General features: G+C 59.4%; 17 protein-coding genes. 8 read left to right on the forward strand and 9 right to left on the reverse strand.

All coding sequences use genetic code 11. The features are described 5' to 3' along the window. Positions 1–4: 4 nt before the first annotated feature. From ACR0NJ_RS10900 to ACR0NJ_RS10910, 3 genes are all read left to right on the forward strand, one after another. Complete coding sequence (locus ACR0NJ_RS10900) at positions 5–340, forward strand: hypothetical protein (protein WP_480817155.1); 336 nt, start codon at positions 5–7, stop codon at positions 338–340. A 67-nt stretch (positions 341–407) separates the two neighbouring features. Further along, on the forward strand, positions 408–1,655 hold the full coding sequence (gene trpB / locus ACR0NJ_RS10905) for a tryptophan synthase subunit beta (RefSeq protein ID WP_480817156.1): 1,248 nt from the start codon (positions 408–410) through the stop codon (positions 1,653–1,655). 489 nt (positions 1,656–2,144) lie between these two features. Continuing rightward, complete coding sequence (locus ACR0NJ_RS10910) at positions 2,145–3,797, forward strand: autotransporter domain-containing protein (RefSeq protein WP_480817157.1); 1,653 nt, start codon at positions 2,145–2,147, stop codon at positions 3,795–3,797. Between the two features lie 11 nt (positions 3,798–3,808). Here the strand turns inward: ACR0NJ_RS10910 and ACR0NJ_RS10915 are convergent, their stop codons facing one another. From ACR0NJ_RS10915 to ACR0NJ_RS10945, 7 genes are all read right to left on the reverse strand, one after another. Continuing rightward, positions 3,809–4,183, reverse strand: coding sequence for a DUF2237 family protein (locus ACR0NJ_RS10915; protein WP_480817158.1), 375 nt, complete (start codon positions 4,181–4,183; stop codon positions 3,809–3,811). A gap of 9 nt (positions 4,184–4,192) precedes the next feature. Continuing rightward, entirely contained in the window at positions 4,193–5,356 is a 1,164-nt protein-coding gene (locus ACR0NJ_RS10920; RefSeq protein WP_480817159.1) for a serine hydrolase domain-containing protein, read from the reverse strand. Between the two features lie 78 nt (positions 5,357–5,434). After that, positions 5,435–6,115 carry an aminoacyl-tRNA hydrolase gene (gene pth / locus ACR0NJ_RS10925; RefSeq protein WP_480817160.1) on the reverse strand — a complete coding sequence of 227 codons (681 nt, stop codon included), beginning with the start codon at positions 6,113–6,115 and terminating at the stop codon, positions 5,435–5,437. Positions 6,116–6,242: 127 nt separating this feature from the next. After that, positions 6,243–6,902: a 50S ribosomal protein L25/general stress protein Ctc gene (locus ACR0NJ_RS10930; protein WP_480817161.1), complete on the reverse strand. Its 660-nt coding sequence runs from the start codon at positions 6,900–6,902 to the stop codon at positions 6,243–6,245. A 245-nt stretch (positions 6,903–7,147) separates the two neighbouring features. Continuing rightward, the gene (locus ACR0NJ_RS10935) at positions 7,148–8,314 is read right to left on the reverse strand and encodes an alpha-hydroxy acid oxidase (protein WP_480817162.1); all 1,167 of its coding nucleotides are present in this window, start codon (positions 8,312–8,314) and stop codon (positions 7,148–7,150) included. A gap of 16 nt (positions 8,315–8,330) precedes the next feature. Further along, the gene (trpA, locus tag ACR0NJ_RS10940; protein ID WP_480817163.1) at positions 8,331–9,122 is read right to left on the reverse strand and encodes a tryptophan synthase subunit alpha; all 792 of its coding nucleotides are present in this window, start codon (positions 9,120–9,122) and stop codon (positions 8,331–8,333) included. A gap of 78 nt (positions 9,123–9,200) precedes the next feature. Next, complete coding sequence (locus ACR0NJ_RS10945; RefSeq protein WP_480817164.1) at positions 9,201–9,686, reverse strand: acyloxyacyl hydrolase; 486 nt, start codon at positions 9,684–9,686, stop codon at positions 9,201–9,203. A 194-nt stretch (positions 9,687–9,880) separates the two neighbouring features. Here ACR0NJ_RS10945 and ychF point away from each other — a divergent pair, with 194 nt between their 5' ends. Further along, positions 9,881–10,978 carry a redox-regulated ATPase YchF gene (ychF, locus tag ACR0NJ_RS10950; protein WP_480817165.1) on the forward strand — a complete coding sequence of 366 codons (1,098 nt, stop codon included), beginning with the start codon at positions 9,881–9,883 and terminating at the stop codon, positions 10,976–10,978. Positions 10,979–11,071: 93 nt separating this feature from the next. Here ychF and ACR0NJ_RS10955 read toward each other — a convergent pair whose 3' ends face one another. Both ACR0NJ_RS10955 and ACR0NJ_RS10960 read right to left on the reverse strand, forming a co-directional pair. Then, positions 11,072–11,302 carry a tautomerase family protein gene (locus ACR0NJ_RS10955; RefSeq protein ID WP_480817166.1) on the reverse strand — a complete coding sequence of 77 codons (231 nt, stop codon included), beginning with the start codon at positions 11,300–11,302 and terminating at the stop codon, positions 11,072–11,074. Positions 11,303–11,447: 145 nt separating this feature from the next. Further along, positions 11,448–11,720: a DUF3303 domain-containing protein gene (locus ACR0NJ_RS10960; RefSeq protein WP_480817167.1), complete on the reverse strand. Its 273-nt coding sequence runs from the start codon at positions 11,718–11,720 to the stop codon at positions 11,448–11,450. Between the two features lie 249 nt (positions 11,721–11,969). On the opposite strand from ACR0NJ_RS10960, the gene ACR0NJ_RS10965 reads away from it, so the two are divergent. The 4 genes from ACR0NJ_RS10965 to ACR0NJ_RS10980 all read left to right on the forward strand — a co-directional run bounded on the left by ACR0NJ_RS10965 (position 11,970) and on the right by ACR0NJ_RS10980 (position 18,343). Continuing rightward, positions 11,970–12,851, forward strand: coding sequence for a LysR family transcriptional regulator (locus ACR0NJ_RS10965; RefSeq protein ID WP_480817168.1), 882 nt, complete (start codon positions 11,970–11,972; stop codon positions 12,849–12,851). Positions 12,852–12,936: 85 nt separating this feature from the next. Next, a complete protein-coding gene (locus tag ACR0NJ_RS10970; protein ID WP_480817169.1) occupies positions 12,937–14,640 on the forward strand; it encodes an NAD(P)H-dependent oxidoreductase subunit E in 1,704 nt (567 codons plus the stop codon). A 14-nt stretch (positions 14,641–14,654) separates the two neighbouring features. Next, positions 14,655–17,438 carry a formate dehydrogenase subunit alpha gene (fdhF, locus tag ACR0NJ_RS10975; protein ID WP_480817170.1) on the forward strand — a complete coding sequence of 928 codons (2,784 nt, stop codon included), beginning with the start codon at positions 14,655–14,657 and terminating at the stop codon, positions 17,436–17,438. Between the two features lie 116 nt (positions 17,439–17,554). Next, positions 17,555–18,343 (forward strand): cyclase family protein, encoded by a 789-nt coding sequence (locus ACR0NJ_RS10980; protein WP_480817171.1) that lies wholly within the window; start codon positions 17,555–17,557, stop codon positions 18,341–18,343. Positions 18,344–18,347: the final 4 nt, after the last annotated feature.

Genomic DNA, 18,347 nt, shown 5'->3' on the forward strand with positions numbered 1-18,347 from the left:
GATCATGCTGGCGGCAATTGGCGGCGTTTCTCTGAAACACTGGTATTATGCGCCGGAATTTTTCTGGCGCGCCGGGCAGGCCTTGCGACAGGCCCGCGGCGATCCACTGTGCTTTCATGCCAGCGTCTTTCCGCATGAGGGCCTGTATTTCTCCCTGTCGGTTTGGCAGGACACCGAGGCGATGCTGACCTTTGCCCAATCCGGCCCGCACCGGCGCGTGGTGCAGGCCTCGTCGCGCTTGGCGCATATCAACCGGTTCTGCCACTTTTCCTGCGTTGGCATCCCGACCACGCAGCAGGCGCTGAATATGTGGAAGCTGCAAACTCAAGCTGCCGAGTGATGCGTTTTGCCATGGCAAATCCCCGCGCCACCTCCTATGAACGACGGGTACGACGATGGAGACACCCATGGCCAACGATCTTTTCAATTCCTTCATGTCCGGCCCCGACGAACAGGGCCGTTTCGGCATCTTCGGCGGACGGTTTGTCAGCGAAACGCTGATGCCGCTGATCCTGTCGCTGGAAGAGGAATATGAGAAGGCCAAGGATGATCCCACCTTCTGGGCCGAGATGGACGATCTGTGGGCGAACTACGTGGGCCGCCCCTCGCCTCTGTACTACGCTGAGCGCCTGACCGAACATCTGGGCGGGGCGAAGATTTACCTGAAACGCGATGAGCTGAACCACACCGGCGCGCATAAGATCAACAACGTGCTGGGTCAGATCATTCTGGCGCGGCGCATGGGCAAGACCCGGATCATTGCGGAAACCGGAGCCGGACAGCACGGCGTGGCCACCGCCACCGTCTGCGCCAAGTTCGGTCTGAAGTGTGTGGTCTACATGGGCGCGCATGACGTGCAGCGTCAGGCCCCGAACGTGTTCCGCATGCGGCTGCTGGGGGCTGAGGTGATCCCGGTGACCTCTGGCCGTGGCACCCTGAAAGACGCGATGAACGACGCGCTGCGCGATTGGGTGACCAATGTGCGCGACACGTTCTACTGCATTGGCACCGTGGCCGGCCCGCATCCGTATCCGGCGATGGTGCGCGACTTCCAGTCGATCATCGGCAAGGAAGCCAAAGAGCAGATGATGAAGGCCGAGGGCCGTTTGCCCGACACAATCATCGCCGCCATCGGCGGTGGCTCGAACGCGATGGGCCTGTTCTACCCGTTCCTCGACGACAAATCCGTCAACATCATCGGTGTCGAGGCCGGTGGCAAGGGCGTGAACGAAAAGATGGAGCATTGCGCCTCGCTGACCGGTGGCCGTCCGGGTGTGCTGCATGGCAACCGGACCTATCTGCTTCAGGATGATGACGGGCAAATTCTCGAAGGCTATTCGATTTCCGCCGGGCTGGATTATCCGGGCATTGGTCCCGAGCATTCCTGGCTGAACGACGTTGGTCGCGCCCAATATGTCTCAATCACTGACAAAGAGGCGCTAGAGGCGTTCCAGCTCTGCTGCGCCACCGAAGGCATCATCCCGGCGCTGGAACCCTGCCACGCACTGGCACATGTCATGAAAATCGCGCCGGACCTTCCGAAGGATCACCTGATCTGCATGAACATGTGCGGGCGGGGCGACAAGGATGTGCAGACGGTTGCAAAGTACCTGAACTTTGACATGTCCGATACCGAAGGTCGTGAGATCGACTGACGCGGGTCAACGGTTCTCAGGACTTACTACACTGCAGGCGGCAACCCGAGGAATCGGGTGCCGTCTTTTTACGTGTCAGGGCTCGGTTTCCGCTTGCTGCTTAGTCACGACTTTTTCTGCAAACTGTTGCTGGAATGTATGCAATCGCCGTCGAAACGTGGAGTTTCGAACAGCACAAACAGCCTTCCTTCAGAGGCCTGTCTGCACCCGTTTTGGCCCTCTGACCCATAAAAACTTGGCGGTATCGCGCTGGCCTGCACCTGTCTGGCCATCGCCGGTACTGCTGGGTCTGATCCACACCCTTTGGTTGAATCGCGCCCCCTTCTATACAGCGCTTTTGAATTTTATTAACGTTCCGTTAACCGGCTGTTCTCACCAGCCGGATTTGGGGAGTTTCCATTTTTGTGGAACGTTAACTTTTGCCGTTTGGGACCTTGTAGCCCGAGCGCCCCGGTGTGTCGCATCTGATCGGTGCAGTAGGAGGTATGAATGTTCTGGTCCGTCATCCGCAGGTTTCTGTACCTGATCTGTGTGGTTGCTGCTGGTCTGATCGGCAGCGGCAAAGAGGCTTCGGCCCTCGATGGCTTTATCCCCTTCACACCTATTTCGACGCCAGGTGGCGGACCTGCGGCGGTCAGCAACAACGCTGGCATCTCGACCGCGTTCATTTCCTTGGGTGCCCCCGGTGCGTTCCCGGGCGGGTCGTTCTATTTCAACAATGCGAGCACGCCGGGTGCTGCGATCACACCGGCGGTTCTGACCAGCCTTGGCTATCTGGATCCGACGATCATCAGCCAGAACGGGGCGGATTCGACCTATGCGGCGGACGATTACCTCGGGATTGTGTTCACCGCACGTGAAACCGTCGGCGGCCCGCTGTTCCAGTACGAATTCGCGCTGTCCGGGGTCACAAGTACGCAGTTCATCAACACCCGGGTCATCGTGGACAACACACAGCCCACGGCAACAATCGGGCCGCTCACCCCGACCGGAAGCGGGACATTCGAGGCGACGATCACCTTGAGCGAGCCAAGCACGGATTTCACTGCAAGCGATCTTTCGGTCACCAATGCCACCGCCATCCTGACCGGATCGGGTACGAACTATGTGGCGACGCTGACGCCGCAGAATAACGGCACCCTCGAACTCTTTGTCCCGGCGGGTGTTTTTACCGACGCCACTGGCAACACGAACCTCGCGTCCAACACGGTCAGCACGGTGCAGGCGGTAGTGAACACGCAGCAACTGATCCAGGCTTTTCAGAACGCCCGCGCGAACAGCCTTGTGACCAACCAGCCCGAACTGACCCGGTTCCTGCAGAACTCAGGCTCCGGTGCGTTTGACTCCACAGTGACGCAAGGCGCCGGGTATCTGAACTTTGCCAGCGATCCTTCATTCCCGGTGTGGTTCAACCTGACGGGCAACTGGAGCTCGCAGGACGATTTCGATACCTCTTATGCGCTTGCGGTTCTGGGCGCACATCGGCGGATCAATCAGAACCTGATGATCGGCGCTATGCTGCAGGTCGACTATGCCGAAACCGACAACGGCGCATCCAGCGTGGATGGAACGGGTTGGCTGGTCGGGCCTTACGTGGTGGCGAAACTTCCCAGCCAGCCGGTGTTCTTCGAAGGCCGCGTGCTCTATGGGCAAGCGGACAACGATATTTCACCCTTTGGCACGTATGAAGACAGTTTCGACAGCGACCGCTGGCTGGTTCAGTCGCGCGTGACCGGCGAACTGCAACGGGGCGATCTGACGCTGATGCCGCTGCTCGATGTCAGCTACGCCAGCGATGATCAGGAGGCTTACACGGATAGCCTCGGGAACCTGATCCCGCAGCAGGATTTCAGCCTGACCACCGCAAGGCTCGGCATGGATTTCAGCCATCCGATTGCAGTGAAGCGGGGGCAGATGCAGCTGACCGGCGGTCTCTCGGGGATCTGGAGCAGCACCTCGGGCACAGGCACTGCTCCGGGCGTCACCCCAATCGGAAATACCGCCCGTGGACGCGTCGATCTGGGCTTTGACTACCGGCTGGAAAACACCAGTTCGCTTGCGGCTGATCTGTTCTACGACGGCATCGGCGAAAGCGGGTTCGAAAGCTATTCGGTCAGCCTGACCTGGCAGATGGCCTTCTGATCGGCGTGGGCTCAGCCCTCGGCCGCGTGCTGTCGTAACAGCTTTAGCGGAACGATTTCCAGCGCCCGTTGATGCGTGGCCTCCAGATGCACCTGTGGGGCGCAGCCTTCGTCATGCGCCTGAAGGAACCGCGCGGCACACAAGCACCAACTGTCACCGGGTTTCAGGCCGGGAAAGTCGAACTCGGGGCGCGGGGTGCTCAGGTCATTGCCGACATATTTCGAGAACGCCAGAAACTCGGCTGTCATGACCGCGCAGACGGTGTGGCTGCCCTGATCTTCGGGGCAGGTGTTGCAAGCCCCATCCCGAAAGAACCCGGTCAGCGGATCGCGCGAGCAGGGGGCCAGAACGCCGCCCAGAACGTTTATGCTGTCTTGCTTTTGCATAAGGGCACTTTACAGGCTTTGTGCGATCTTGCGGAACATTTCGATGTTCAGGTCATTGATGCCCGGGTCGCGAAACTTGCGGTCCGCGCCGGTCGTCACGATCAAAACGCCGCGCGGCTGATCGAAATACATGTATTGGCCGTACACGCCCCGCGCAAGAAACTCACCCTCATGCGCGCCGAGGGGAATCCACCACTGATAGCCATAGCCGATCTTGCCCTGAGCGGTCGGGGCGCTGGGTTGCGTGGATTCGTGAATCCATTCCGCTGGGACCATTTGTTGCCCGTTATGCACCCCATTTTGCAGGATCATCTGACCAAATCTGGCAAAATCCCGCGTGGTGAAATTCAGCCCCCCCAACACAAAGGCAACACCAGCCCCGTCGGTGATGTAGTATCCATCGCGCTCCAGACCCAAAGGCTGCACAATCTTTTCGGTCATCAATTCGGATACACTGCGTCCGGTTGCGCCGCGTATCACCATGCCGATCACATGGGTGTCGATCGAGACGTACTGCCAAGTCTCTCCGGGCGTCGCGAAACTGTCCTGCAGTGATGCCGAGAAATCGTCCAACTCGCCCCCCAGCGCGACCACCCGGCCCATCCGGTTGATGTCGGATTTGGGGTCATGATAGTCCTCGTCGAAGACAACGCCGCTGGCCATGTTCAGAACATTGCGGATTGTGGCGCCCTCGTAGGCGCTGCCGGTCAGTTTAGGCGCATATTTGACGACCGGGTCGTCCAATGACTCGATTGCGCCTTCCTCCATCAGAATGCCGAAAAGGGCCGACAGATAGCTTTTGGCGACGGACCATGAAATCCGCCGGTCATCGGGGCTGGTGCCGAGGTAGTATTCCTCGAACCGAATCTCGCCGTCCTGCAGTACGAGCAGAGAGGTGACCGCCCTTTCGTCAATCCACAGGTCAGTGCGGTCCGGTAGTTCAAAGCCCGGTCCGTAGGGCAGTTCCCAGGTTGGGCCATCCCCGCGCGGCAGGGTGACGGTCAGGAAGGCGTCATCCATATGCGAGAAATTCTGGACGATTTTGTCGGGCGCAAACAGCGAGTTCACGGCCATCAGCCGCTGAATCTCCTCGCGTTTCCAGACGCCGACCACGACCGCCGCCAGGACCAGCGCCAGAACGATGCGCAGCAGCCACTTGAACACTGTTCTCATGCTTTACCTCTCTCAAGCAGAGATTGGCGCGCGTGCCCGCGAACCGCAATCGCAACGTTGCGGAAGTGTGGGATAAACCTATTTGAACTTGTCCAGAAGCTTCTGCATGGCCGATCTGTTGTCGGGGGCTGCTTCTTCCTTGGGGGCCGGGCCCCGCGTATCCGGCTTCGCGGGCGTCTTGGACGATCTCGGCGGGGCGGTGCGCAGGGCGACCGCGTTCATGAATTTACCGCCATCCCCGTCGGCCAGATACGCGGCTCCGTCCGAAACGCCGTGCAGCACATCCTCCAGCCAATCCGCATCGGCCTTGGCAAAATCGCTTAGCACATAGGGCGAGACCATTTCCTTGCGCCCCGGATGCCCGATCCCCAGCCGGACGCGATCATAGGCCGCGCTGATGTGCTCGTGGATCGACCGCAGCCCGTTATGGCCGGCATGGCCGCCCCCCGCCTTAACGCGCACTTTGCCGGGTGCGAGGTCCAACTCGTCGTGAAATACGGTAACGTCGGTGGAGTCCAGCTTGTAAAAGCGCATCGCCTCGCCCACGGACTGGCCGGATCGGTTCATGAAGGTCTGCGGCTTGATCAACAGGACCTTTTCACCGCCCAGACGACCCTCGGCAATCTCGGCCTGAAACTTGGATTTCCACGGGCCAAACCCGTGATCTTCGGCAATCCGGTCCAAGGCCATGAAACCGATATTGTGCCGGTTGCGGGCGTATTTTGATCCGGGATTTCCCAATCCGACAAACAGTTTCATCGTTCAGCCTTTGCGTCGCGTCGCGCCGTGATTGCACGGTTTCGCCAGAAAACTCCACCCCGAAGGCGGGAAAAGAAAAACGGGGCCCCGTTGGAGCCCCGTTTCAAAACCCGGATGTTGTCCGAATTTATTCTTCAGCTTCGTCCTGACCGATGACTTCAACTTCATCGGCAGCGACTTCACCCTCTTCACCGTCTTCATCGTCACTGGACGCCAGGCCGGTGGGGGCCGAAACGTTGGCGATCACGAAGTCACGATCAATGGTCGGCTTGGTGCCGCCGGGTAGGTCAACCGACGAGATGGTGACAACGTCGTTGATTTCCATGCCGGTCAGATCGACGGTGATCTTCTCGGGGATATCGCCGGCGGTGCAGACCAGTTCGACCTCGGGGCGGACAACGGTCAAAACGCCGCCCTTCTTGATGCCGGGGGCTGCTTCTTCGTTGATGAACTCAACAGGAATGAACAGCGCGATCTTGGTGGTCCGGCGCAGACGCATCAGGTCCAGATGGGTCGGCAGGTCTTTGACGACATCACGCTGAACGTCGCGGCAGATGACGCGAACGTCTTCGTGGCCGTCGACCTTCAGGTTCCAGAGGGTCGACTTGAAGCGACCGGCTTTCAGACGCTTGAACAGAACGTTGAATGGGATCTGGATCGGCAGCGGGTCTTTGTCGCCACCAAACACAATGCCCGGAACCATGCCATCGCGGCGTGCCTGACGAGCGGCGCCCTTGCCTGTCCCCGTCCGTTCCAGAGCTACGAGATCAGGAATCTCTCCAGCCATGATAATTCTCCAAAGTTAGGGCGGGCATCCTCCAAGGCTGTATGCCCGCGTGAAGCCGCGTCCTTAGCTTGTTTCATTGGGTTTGGAAAGGGCTTTTTGGCGGGGCGGGAATTTTGCGAGGCTCTGCCTCGCGCTCCGGGATATTTAGAGCCAGATGAATAAAGGATCCCCTGCTTCATCTGGCCGAAAATATCCCGGGGGAGTCGCCCGAAGGGCGGCGGGGGCAAAGCCCCCAATGCGACCGGTCAGTTCTGCCAGCGACCGCCGAAGTCTTCGGGCACCAGCAGGTTATGGCGCCCCAGATCGCTGACCGAGCGTTCGCCGCACAGGGCCATCGTGGTATCCAACTCTTTCTGAATCACCTCCAGCGCCGTTGTCACGCCCTTCTGGCCCATCGCACCCAGACCGTAGACAAAGGCGCGCCCGATATAGGTGCCCTTGGCCCCCAACGCCAAAGCTTTGAGAACGTCCTGACCCGAACGAATTCCGCTGTCCAAATGCACTTCGATATCGCCACCGACCGCATCCATAATTTCCGGCAGCATGCGAATCGAGCTGAGCGCCCCGTCCAGTTGCCGTCCGCCGTGGTTTGACACAACGATGGCGTCCGCGCCGAGCTTTACGGCCATTTTGGCGTCCTCGGCGTCAAGAATACCCTTCAGGATTACATTGCCGCCCCATTCCTCCATCAGCTTTTCGACTTTGTTCCAGTCGAGGCTGGGATCGAATTGTTCGGCCGTCCAGGCGCCCAGAGAGGACGCGTCCGAAATGCTATCGACATGGCCAACAATGTTTCCGAATTCCCGCCGTTGGGCCCGCAGCATCTCGATACCCCAGGCCCATTTGGTCATCAGGTTGGCGATGGTTTTGGGCGTTAGCTTGGGTGGGGCGGATAGGCCGTTTTTCAAGTCCTTGTGGCGTTGGCCCAGGATTTGCAGGTCCAGCGTGATCACAAGGGCCGAGCATTTCGCGTCCTTGGCACGCTGGATCAGGCGGCTGACATAGTCCGCATCCTTCATGGTGTAGAGTTGAAACCAGAAGGGTTTGTCGGTGTGTTCTGCGACATCCTCGATCGAGTTGATCGACATGGTGGACAGCGTAAACGGCACGCCAAAGTCCTCAGCCGCCTTCGCGGCCTTCATCTCACCATCCGCGTGCTGCATGCCAGTCAGGCCGACCGGGGCAAGCGCCACAGGCATTGAGACCTCTTCGCCGATCATCTGCGATGCGGTGGACCGCCCGGACATATCGACGGCGACGCGCTGGCGCAGGCGGATTTTTTCGAAATCCGAGCTGTTTTCGCGGAACGTCTGTTCGGTCCAACTGCCGCTTTCCGCGTAGTCATAGAACATCCGCGGCACGCGGCGTTCATATATCTGTCGGAGGTCCTCGATCGTGGTGATGACGGGCATTGTCAGCCTCCGCAGTTCAGGCCGAATGTGCCCCGTCGGCCAGGGTTTTTACGAAATCCAGAACCTCGGTCACAGGCTTGCCTGCGCCGATCTGGCTGACGATGGCCGAGCCCACGACTGACCCGTCCGCGACGCTGGCGATGGCGCGCGATTTCTCGGGCGTGTTGATGCCAAACCCCACGATGACCGGCAGGTCGGTCTTGGCTTTGATCCGCGCGACCTCGGGACCGACATTCGTGGCCTGCGCCTCGGCGGCTCCGGTGATGCCGGTGATCGAAACGTAATACACAAAGCCCGAGGTGTTCTGCAGCACGCGCGGCAGGCGGTTGTCATCTGTGGTTGGGGTGGCAAGGCGGATGAAGTTCAGACCAGCGGCCTGAGCGGGCAGGCAGAGTTCCGCGTCTTCCTCGGGCGGCAGGTCCACCACGATCAGCCCGTCGATGCCAGCGGCCTTGGCGTCTTCGAGAAACCGATCAACCCCTCGGCTGTAGATCGGGTTGTAATAGCCCATCAGAACAATCGGCGTGGTGTCGTCGGTCTGACGAAAGGCGCGGGCCAGATCAAGGGTGCGCTGCAGGGTCATGCCCCCGTTTAGCGCCCGTTGCCCGGCGGCCTGAATGGTGGGGCCATCGGCCATCGGATCGGTGAAGGGCAGGCCCAGTTCGATCACATCCACGCCCGCGCCGGGCAGACCTTGGACAACCTCAAGCGAGGTTTCATAGTCGGGATCTCCGGCCATGACATAGGCAACGAAAGCCTTTTTGCCCTCGGCTTTCAGGGCTGCGAATTTGGCGTCGATACGGGTCATCGGATGTCCTTGCAGTCAGGTTTGAACCTGATGTGCAGAAACTTTGACCGGAAATCAATCCCGCAGGGTCAGATTGCCTCAGAACCCGTAGTGATAGCGCAGGAACAACGCGTTCGCACCGGGGTTGAAGCTTTCTGTGCTGGCGTTAGAGACGTGGGTGACGGCCAGCGAGACGCTGTTGCCGCCGTTCAACGTATAGCCGACACCTAGAAGACTGCGTATCTGGAAATTGCCGCCCAGATCGTTGTCGTCATTCGAGGCGTTGTAGTATCCCGGCATAACGCTGACCTCGGCGAACCAGCGGTCCGAGAAGGAATAGATGCCGATCAAACCCGCGCCGATATGGGCGTCACCATCGGTATCCACTGTCAGCGCCGTGCCCCAGGTCGCATTGAAACGGTTTGCCTCGTAGAAGGGGCGGTGCTGGTACTCCAGCGAGAATACGGCTTGGTCGTCGCCATTGCTGTTGGAAAAATCCGCATAGCCCGCGCCAAATATGACGGACTGAGCCTGAGCGGATGTTGCGGCGAGGAAAAGAGCGACGGAAACGAATAGTGATTTCATTGGACTTCTTTGTCTTTACTTAAGCGGCACTTGTCACTTGGTAAGCATTGGGCAGCAAATACAACTCACGCAAGTGCAAATGTCATAACGGAACCGTGAAGTTGCAATTGCGACTCGGGCATTTTTGCGGGCCGGGTTGCGCATTTTCCCCGACCTGCATAGAAGACGCCGTCGTATCGCTTCAGGAGGCCGCAATGGGCTTTAAAATGGGAATCGTGGGTCTGCCGAATGTGGGCAAGTCGACCCTGTTCAATGCGCTGACCAAAACTGCGGCCGCACAGGCGGCGAATTTCCCGTTCTGCACCATCGAACCGAATGTGGGCGATGTGGCTGTTCCTGACGACCGGCTGGACAAGCTGGCGGCGATTGCAGCGTCTAAGCAGATTATCCCGACGCGCATGACCTTTGTGGATATCGCCGGTCTGGTGAAGGGAGCCTCTAAGGGCGAAGGCCTGGGCAACCAGTTTCTGGCCAACATTCGTGAAACCGACGCGATTGCCCATGTGCTGCGCTGTTTCGAAGACGGTGATGTGACACATGTAGATGGCCGCGTTGATCCGGTGGCCGATGCTGATACGATTGAAACCGAGCTGATGCTGGCCGATCTGGAAAGCATCGAAAAGCGCCGCGCCAATCTGGTGCGCAAGCTCAAGGGCAACGACAAAGAGGCCGCGCAGCAGGATCGTCTGCTGGCCGAGGCGCAGGCGATGCTGGAAAGCGGCAAGCCCGCGCGTCTGGTCGAGGTTTCGGACGAAGACGCCAAGGCCTGGAAGATGCTGCAACTGTTGACCACCAAACCGGTGCTCTATGTCTGCAATGTGGCCGAGGAAGAAGCCGCAGATGGCAACGAATATTCCGCCAAGGTCGCCGAAATGGCCGCCGCGCAGGGCAATTCCCACGTCATCATCAGCGCCAAGATCGAAGAAGAGATCAGCCTGCTGGAAGAGGATGAAGCGCAGATGTTCCTCGAAGAGATGGGTCTGGAAGAACCCGGACTAGATCGCCTGATCCGCGCGGGTTACGACCTGCTCAAACTGGAAACCTATTTCACCGTCGGCCCGAAAGAGGCCCGCGCCTGGACCATCCGCACCGGCACCGCCGCACCGCAAGCCGCCGGTGTGATCCACGGCGATTTCGAAAAGGGTTTCATCCGCGCCGAAACCATCGCCTATGACGACTATATCGCCGCGAATGGTGAACAGGGCGCGAAAGAGGCGGGCAAGATGCGGGCTGAGGGCAAGGGCTACATCGTCAAGGATGGCGATGTGATGCATTTCCTATTTAATACGTAAGTCGGCAAACTGTTTCTGGGGATTGCGGCCGGTTTCTTTCACTACTTTTAGGGAGTCAGCACACTGCGCGTTCACCTTGAACGGTACACCTGCTTAGCTTTTTGTACGCATCTTCAATGCGTCTTCTGTCGTCAGCACGTTCCCCGCATATCCCCAAGACCCACTGCCAACCTCCAGAATTCGGACAGAGGTTCCTGCTTTGATCGTTGGGCCGGCGACGTCGCCGAAAGCTTCAGTGACGTTCTGAATGATTCTTCCTTTCTCCTCTTTGGAAAACACCCCTTCCAGCACCTGAATCTCTATTGAAGGCATCGCAATCTCCACGCTCTATCTTTTGACAAAAGTCTATCGGCAATTGAGGTCCGTTGTATCAGGATGACACACATGCCCTGTTTTGCGTTAGTCTTTTGCCAAAGTGAAAAGAGCGTCGACACGACAGCCCGAAGGTCGTCCCACGCCAACTGGAGAGTTAAATACCCTCAAACTCACCAGTAAACTCTTCGAGCGATAGAACAGGAACGACGGTGTTGACATTCAGGTCGGTCCAATCGTGCAGGAGTTTCCCTAAAGCTGCTGCACTTTCAGCTTCAACGATCGTCCAACCTTCCAGTTGACTAACTGCAAACCAAATACCAAGAATCTTGGTCCCGGGAACATCTACAGCCCCTTCTTTTTTCTTAAGGCGCTTGTAATTGGCATCTCGGTTTTCTGGGTTTACGTTCACATGGACCATGAACTGCATTTGGATCTCCTAGAATCTAAATCTAATTTCGCAATATTGCGCGTATGTTACGCGGTTTTCGCGTATTGACAAAAAACCTAGAACCCGCGACTGCGCCTAGCTAAACGGCCATTCAATTCTTCCGCTTCGGACCATACAAATCCCGCTCGGGCATAGAATGGGACAGTGCGCGCCGATCGAAAGGTGCACAATTCGCGGACATAAAAAAGCGGCTAGCCTGGCTGTCGACCGCGGCGTAAGAAAATTCTGATGATCGAAATCCGCGACCTCCAACTGCTCAGCGCCCTGGCGCGGCATCGCCATTTTGCTAAGGCGGCCGAAGAATGCGGTATCTCACAGCCTGCCTTTTCCATGCGTATCCGCAACCTTGAGGATCGGTTAGGGGTGTCCATCGTCCGCCGCGCCAATCGGTTTCAGGGCCTGACCGAAGAGGGCGAGATGATTGTCTTGCGGGCGCGGCGTATCCTTGATGACACAAAGGCGCTGGAGCAGCAGGTTCTTGCCTCGAAGGGTGAGATCACCGGAACCCTGATCCTCGGCGTGATCCCGACGGCGATTGCCTTCACCGGGCGGTTAATCAAGCGTTTACAACAGGCGCATCCGCGCATTCTGTCGCGGATTGAGACCATGTCGGCCACCGCCATTCAACACCGGCTGGACGAAGGCAGCCTGGATGCGGGCATCACATATGGCGACAGCATCGGCACCGATCTGCGGCATGTTCAGCCGTTGTATGAAGAAACCTATGTCCTGCTGATCCCGTCCCATATGACCGAGGAAACCGGCCCGATCCCTTGGGCGCAGGTTGCCGAATTCCCGATCAGCCTGCTTGAGCCGCAGATGCAGAACCGGCGTATCCTGGACCGGATATTCGCCGAACAGGGCCTGCACCCGCATGTGGTGGCCGAAACCAGCGGCTTTACCGCCTCGATGGTCATGGCGCGCGAGGGGTTGGCCGCGACCGTTGTGCCTCGCGTTCTGGTCCGTGCGCTGGGCGATCTGAAAGGGACGAAGGTGCTGCCCTTGATCGATCCTGTTGTCAGCAAACCCATCTGTCTGGCCACGCTGACCCGGGACCCCGAGTTGCCAACGGTCGAGGCCCTGCGCGCCGTGGTGACGTCTTTGCGGTGATAAACTGTCGTTATCGTGCGATTGAAATATGCGATTTGACGATATGCTAGTCTGATGAGAGACCGAGCCTCAATCGGAGGGCATCATGGCACCATTAGACACCAAGCCATCAGGCGCACCCAAGGGCGTCTGGAAGTCAGGTAAAGGCAAGGGGCGGCACACGCCCAAAGGCCGTCAGTTCACGGATGAGGCGCAGGCTGAAATCGCACGTCTGCTGGGCGATCGCCCGCGCCGCCGTGACCTCCTGATCGAATTCCTGCATTTGGTTCAGGACGAACACGGCCATATCAGCGCCGATCACATTGCGGCTCTGGCCGTCGAGATGCGGATCGGGCAGGCCGAGATTTACGAAACGGCCACCTTCTACGCCCATTTCGATGTGGTGAAAGAAGGCGAGACGCCTCCGCCCGCGCTGACCATCCGGGTCTGTGATTCCCTGTCCTGCGAGATGGCGGGTGCCCAACAGTTGCAGAAAGCGCTGGAAGACGGTTTGGACCCGTCCGAGGTCCGCGTGGTGCGCGCGCCCTGCATGGGCCGCTGCGACACAGCTCCGGTGCTGGAGATCGGTCACAACCATATCGACCACGCGACCCCCGAAAAGGTGCAGGCCGCCATTGCCGCCGATGACACCCATGCCCATCTGCCCGACTATGAAACTTTCGCGGCCTATGAGGCTGAAGGTGGCTACGCCAAGCTGAAAGAGTTGCGCGACGGTGGAGATTGGGAGAAGGTTCAGGAAGACGTCCTGTCCTCGGGCCTGCGCGGTCTGGGCGGCGCTGGCTTCCCGTCCGGCAAGAAATGGGGCTTTGTTCGCATGAACGAAGGCCCGCGCTATCTGGCCGTGAACGGGGACGAAGGCGAACCCGGAACGTTCAAAGACCGTTACTATCTGGAACGCACGCCGCATGTTTTCCTCGAAGGGATGCTGATCGCAGCTTGGGCGGTCGAGGCCGAGACTTGCTTTATCTACATGCGCGACGAATACCCGGCGGTGCTTGAAATCCTGCGCCGTGAGATTGCCGCACTGGAAGAGGCCGGGATTGTCGAAGAAGGGTACATCGACCTGCGCCGGGGTGCTGGCGCTTACATCTGCGGTGAAGAGTCCGCGATGATCGAATCGATTGAGGGCAAAAAGGGCCTGCCGCGTCACCGTCCTCCGTTCGTGGCGCAGGTCGGGGTCTTTAAACGCCCGACGCTCGTGCACAATGTCGAGACTCTGTATTGGGTGACCAAAGTGTGTCGTGAGGGTCCAGAGTGCCTCAATAGCACCGAAAAGAATGGCCGCAAGGGCCTGCGCAGCTATTCGGTCTCGGGCCGGGTGGCGAAGCCGGGCGTCTATCTGCTGCCTGCAGGCTCGACCATTCTGGACGTAATCGAGGCCGCCGGAGGCATGACCGAAGGGCAGACCTTCAAGGCCTATCAGCCGGGTGGTCCGTCCTCGGGCCTGCTGCCGGCGTCTATGGACGATATCCCGCTGGATTTCGACACGCTGCAACCGCATGGCACCTTTATCGGGTCGGCCGCCGTGGTTGTCCTGTCCGATCAGGATACCGCCCGCGATGCGGCGCTGAACATGCTGCGGTTCTTCGAGGATGAAAGCTGTGGCCAATGCACCCCCTGCCGGGCAGGCTGCGAAAAGGCGGTCAAGCTGATGCAGGCTGACAAATGGGACACCGATCTGTTGGAAGACCTTTGTCAGGTGATGGGCGACGCCTCGATCTGCGGTCTGGGGCAGGCGGCCCCGAACCCGATCCGCCTGGTCATGAAACATTTCGCCGACGAAATCTGAGGGGACACAGAGCCATGCTTGACGCAAGCCCAAACAAGACCGTCACCTTCAACCTGAACGGCGAAGATGTCACCGTGCCCGAGGGCTGGACCATCTGGGAAGCCGCCAAGGGTCAGGGATTCACAATTCCGCACCTGTGCCACAAGCCGCAACCGGGCTACAAACCCGACGGCAACTGCCGCGCCTGTATGGTTGAGGTCGAGGGCGAGCGCACTCTGGTCGCCTCGTGCATCCGTCCGGCGGTGGACGGGATGGTGGTCAAGACCGACACCGAACGTGCCGAGAAATCGCGTGCGCTGGTCATGGAACTGCTGCTGGCCGATCAGCCCGAGCAGGCGCATGACACCTCGAGCCATTTCTGGGACATGGCCAAGCTGAATGACCTCAGCGACAGCCGCTTTCCGGCGAAAGAGCCCGAGAAGATTCCGCTGCTGGATGACAGCCACGTGGCGATGCGCGTCAATCTGGACGCCTGTATCAACTGCAATCTCTGCGTGCGCGCCTGCCGCGACGTGCAGGTGAATGACGTGATCGGCATGGCTGGCCGTGGCCACACTGCGCAGGTGGTATTTGACCAGAACGACCCGATGGGTGAATCGACTTGTGTGGCCTGCGGAGAATGCGTTCAGGCCTGCCCGACCGGGGCGCTGATGCCAGCAACGGTGCTGGATGATCAGCAGCGCGGCGACAGCAAGGATTACGACAGCGAGACCGAAAGCGTCTGCCCGTTCTGCGGCGTGGGCTGCAAGGTTTCGCTGAAGGTCAAGGACGGCAAGGTCAAATATGTCGAGGGCATCAATGGCCCCGCCAACGAAGGCCGTCTTTGCGTCAAGGGCCGGTTCGGGTTCGACTATATCCACCACCCGCACCGTCTGACCAAGCCGCTGATCCGGCGGGACGACGCGCCCGCCAAGGGTCTGAATGTCGATCCCGCGAACCTGTCGACCCATTTCCGCGAGGCGACTTGGGATGAGGCGATGGATCTGGCCGCCACCCGGCTGAAGACCCTGCGCGACGAAGATCCGCGCAGCGTGGCGGGGTTCGGTTCGGCCAAATGCACCAACGAAGAGGCCTATCTGTTCCAGAAGTTCATCCGTCAGGGCTTTGGCCACAACAATGTCGATCACTGCACACGTCTGTGTCACGCCTCATCAGTGGCAGCGTTGATCGAGAACGTGGGTTCGGGCGCGGTGACGGCGGCGTTCAACGATATCAAGGATGCGGATGTGGCGATCATCATCGGGGCCAACCCGATCGAAAACCACCCCGTTGCGGCGACCTATTTCAAACAATTCGCCAAGCGCGGCGGCAAGCTGATCGTGATGGACCCGCGCGGCGTCGGGATGCGCAAATTCGCCGATGAGATGCTGCAGTTCCGTCCCGGTGCCGATGTCTCGATGCTGAACGCGATCATGAATGTGATCGTCGAAGAAGAGCTTTATGATAGCCAATACATCCACCGCTGGACCGAGAACTGGGAGGCCGAGAAAGAGCATCTGCGCCAGTTCACGCCCGAAGCGATGGCCCCGATCTGCGGTATCGAACCCGATCAGCTGCGCCGTGTGGCGCGCACCTTTGCGCAAGCCAAGGCTGGTCTGATCTTCTGGGGCATGGGCGTCAGCCAGCATATCCACGGTACGGATAATTCGCGCTGCCTGATCTCGCTGGCTCTGATGACCGGCAATGTCGGCAAACCCGGCGCGGGTCTGCACCCGCTGCGGGGGCAGAACAACGTTCAGGGGGCCTCGGATGCGGGGCTGATCCCGATGTTCCTGCCGGACTATAAGACAGTCACCGATGACAGCATTCGCGCGCAGTTCACGAATGTCTGGGGGTCCGAGGATTTCTCGAACGAGAAAGGTTTGACCGTCACCGAGATCATCGACCAGATTTATGCGCGCAACATCAAGGGTATGTACATTCTGGGTGAAAACCCGGCCATGTCCGATCCGGATGTGAACCATGCCCGCGATGCGCTGGCCAAGCTGGACCTGATGATCGTGCAGGATATCTTCCTGACCGAAACGGCGAACTATGCCGACATCATCCTGCCGGCCTCGGCGCTTTACGAAAAGAACGGCACGGTGTCGAACACCAACCGTCAGGTGCAGCGGGTCCGCCCCGCCGTGACCCCTCCGGGTGAGGCGCGCGAGGATTGGGCGATCACGGTCGAACTGGCGCAACGTATCGGTCTGAGCTGGGATTACACTGATGTGTCTCAGGTCTTTGCCGAGATGAAGCTGACCATGGAGTCGCTCGACAACATCACGTGGGAACGTCTGGAAAACGAAACCATCACCTATCCGTCGCTCAGCGAGACCGATCCGGGCCAGTCCATCGTGTTCGGCGACGGTTTCCCGCGCGCCGATGGCAAGGCCCGCTTCACCCCGGCCAGCGTCATCCCGCCGGATGAAGCGCCGGACGACGAATATCCGATGATCGCGACGACTGGGCGGCAACTGGAACACTGGCACACCGGGTCAATGACCCGTCGCGCCAAGGTTCTGGACGCGGTCGAACCCGAGGCGAACTGTTCGATGAACCCCCGCACGCTAAAGCTGATGGACATTGAACCGGGCGAGACCATCCGCCTGACCACCCGGCGCGGATCTATCGAGATCATGGTGCGCGCCGACCGGGCTATTGCCGAGGACATGGTGTTCATCCCCTTCGCCTATGTCGAGGCGGCGGCGAATATCCTGACCAACTCGGCGATCGACCCCTATGGAAAAATCCCCGAGTTCAAGTTCTCGGCCATCCGCGTTGAAAAATTCGAAGACGCCATCGCGGCGGAATAAACCACCACCACTCACCAAGCTGAGACAGGCGGCCCTGACGGGGTCGCCTGTTTCGTATCTTGACAGCACAATGTGCGCGGCCAACCCTGTGGCGGCAATCAGCCCAGGGGGAATGCATGCCGCGCCGTTTTGTCGATCTGTCCGTTCCGCTGGAAACCGGCATCGTATCGGACCCGCCGATCATGGTGCCCGAGATCGAGTATATGACCCACGACCAGACCGCCGAACAGGTCATGGCCTTCTTTCCCGGGTTGCAGAAACAGGACCTGCCGGGCGGTGAAGGCTGGGCCATCGAACGCCTGCACATTGCCACCCATAACGGCACCCATCTGGATGCGCCGTATCACCACCACTCGACCATGAACAAAGGCGAGCGGGCCATAACCATTGATGAGGTGCCGCTGGAGTGGTGCATGAACCCCGGCGTGAAGCTGGATTTCCGGCATTTCGAGGATGGTTATGTCGCCACCGCCGCCGATGTCGAAGCCGAACTGAAGCGCATTGGGCACGATCTGCAGCCACTTGATATCGTCGTCGTCAACACCGCCGCCGGAACCCATTACGGCAAACCCGATTACCTTATGAAAGGCTGCGGCATCGGTCGCGAGGCGACGCTGTACCTGACCGAACGCGGGGTGCGCGTGACCGGCACCGATGCCTGGAGTTGGGATGCCCCCTTTCCTCTGACGGCGCAGGCCTATGCCGCAACTCAAGACCCCTCGATCATCTGGGAGGGGCACCGGGCCTCGATGGATATCGGCTATTGCCACATCGAGAAGCTGACCAATCTGGAAGCCCTGCCGCCGACGGGTTTCGAAATCTCGTGCTTTCCGTTCAAGATCAAAGGCGCGTCCGCCGGGTTTGTCCGGGCGGTTGCCATATTCGAAGATCAGGAAGGCGGGTAAACAG

It is taken from the genome of Ruegeria sp. F11, assembly GCF_056533855.1.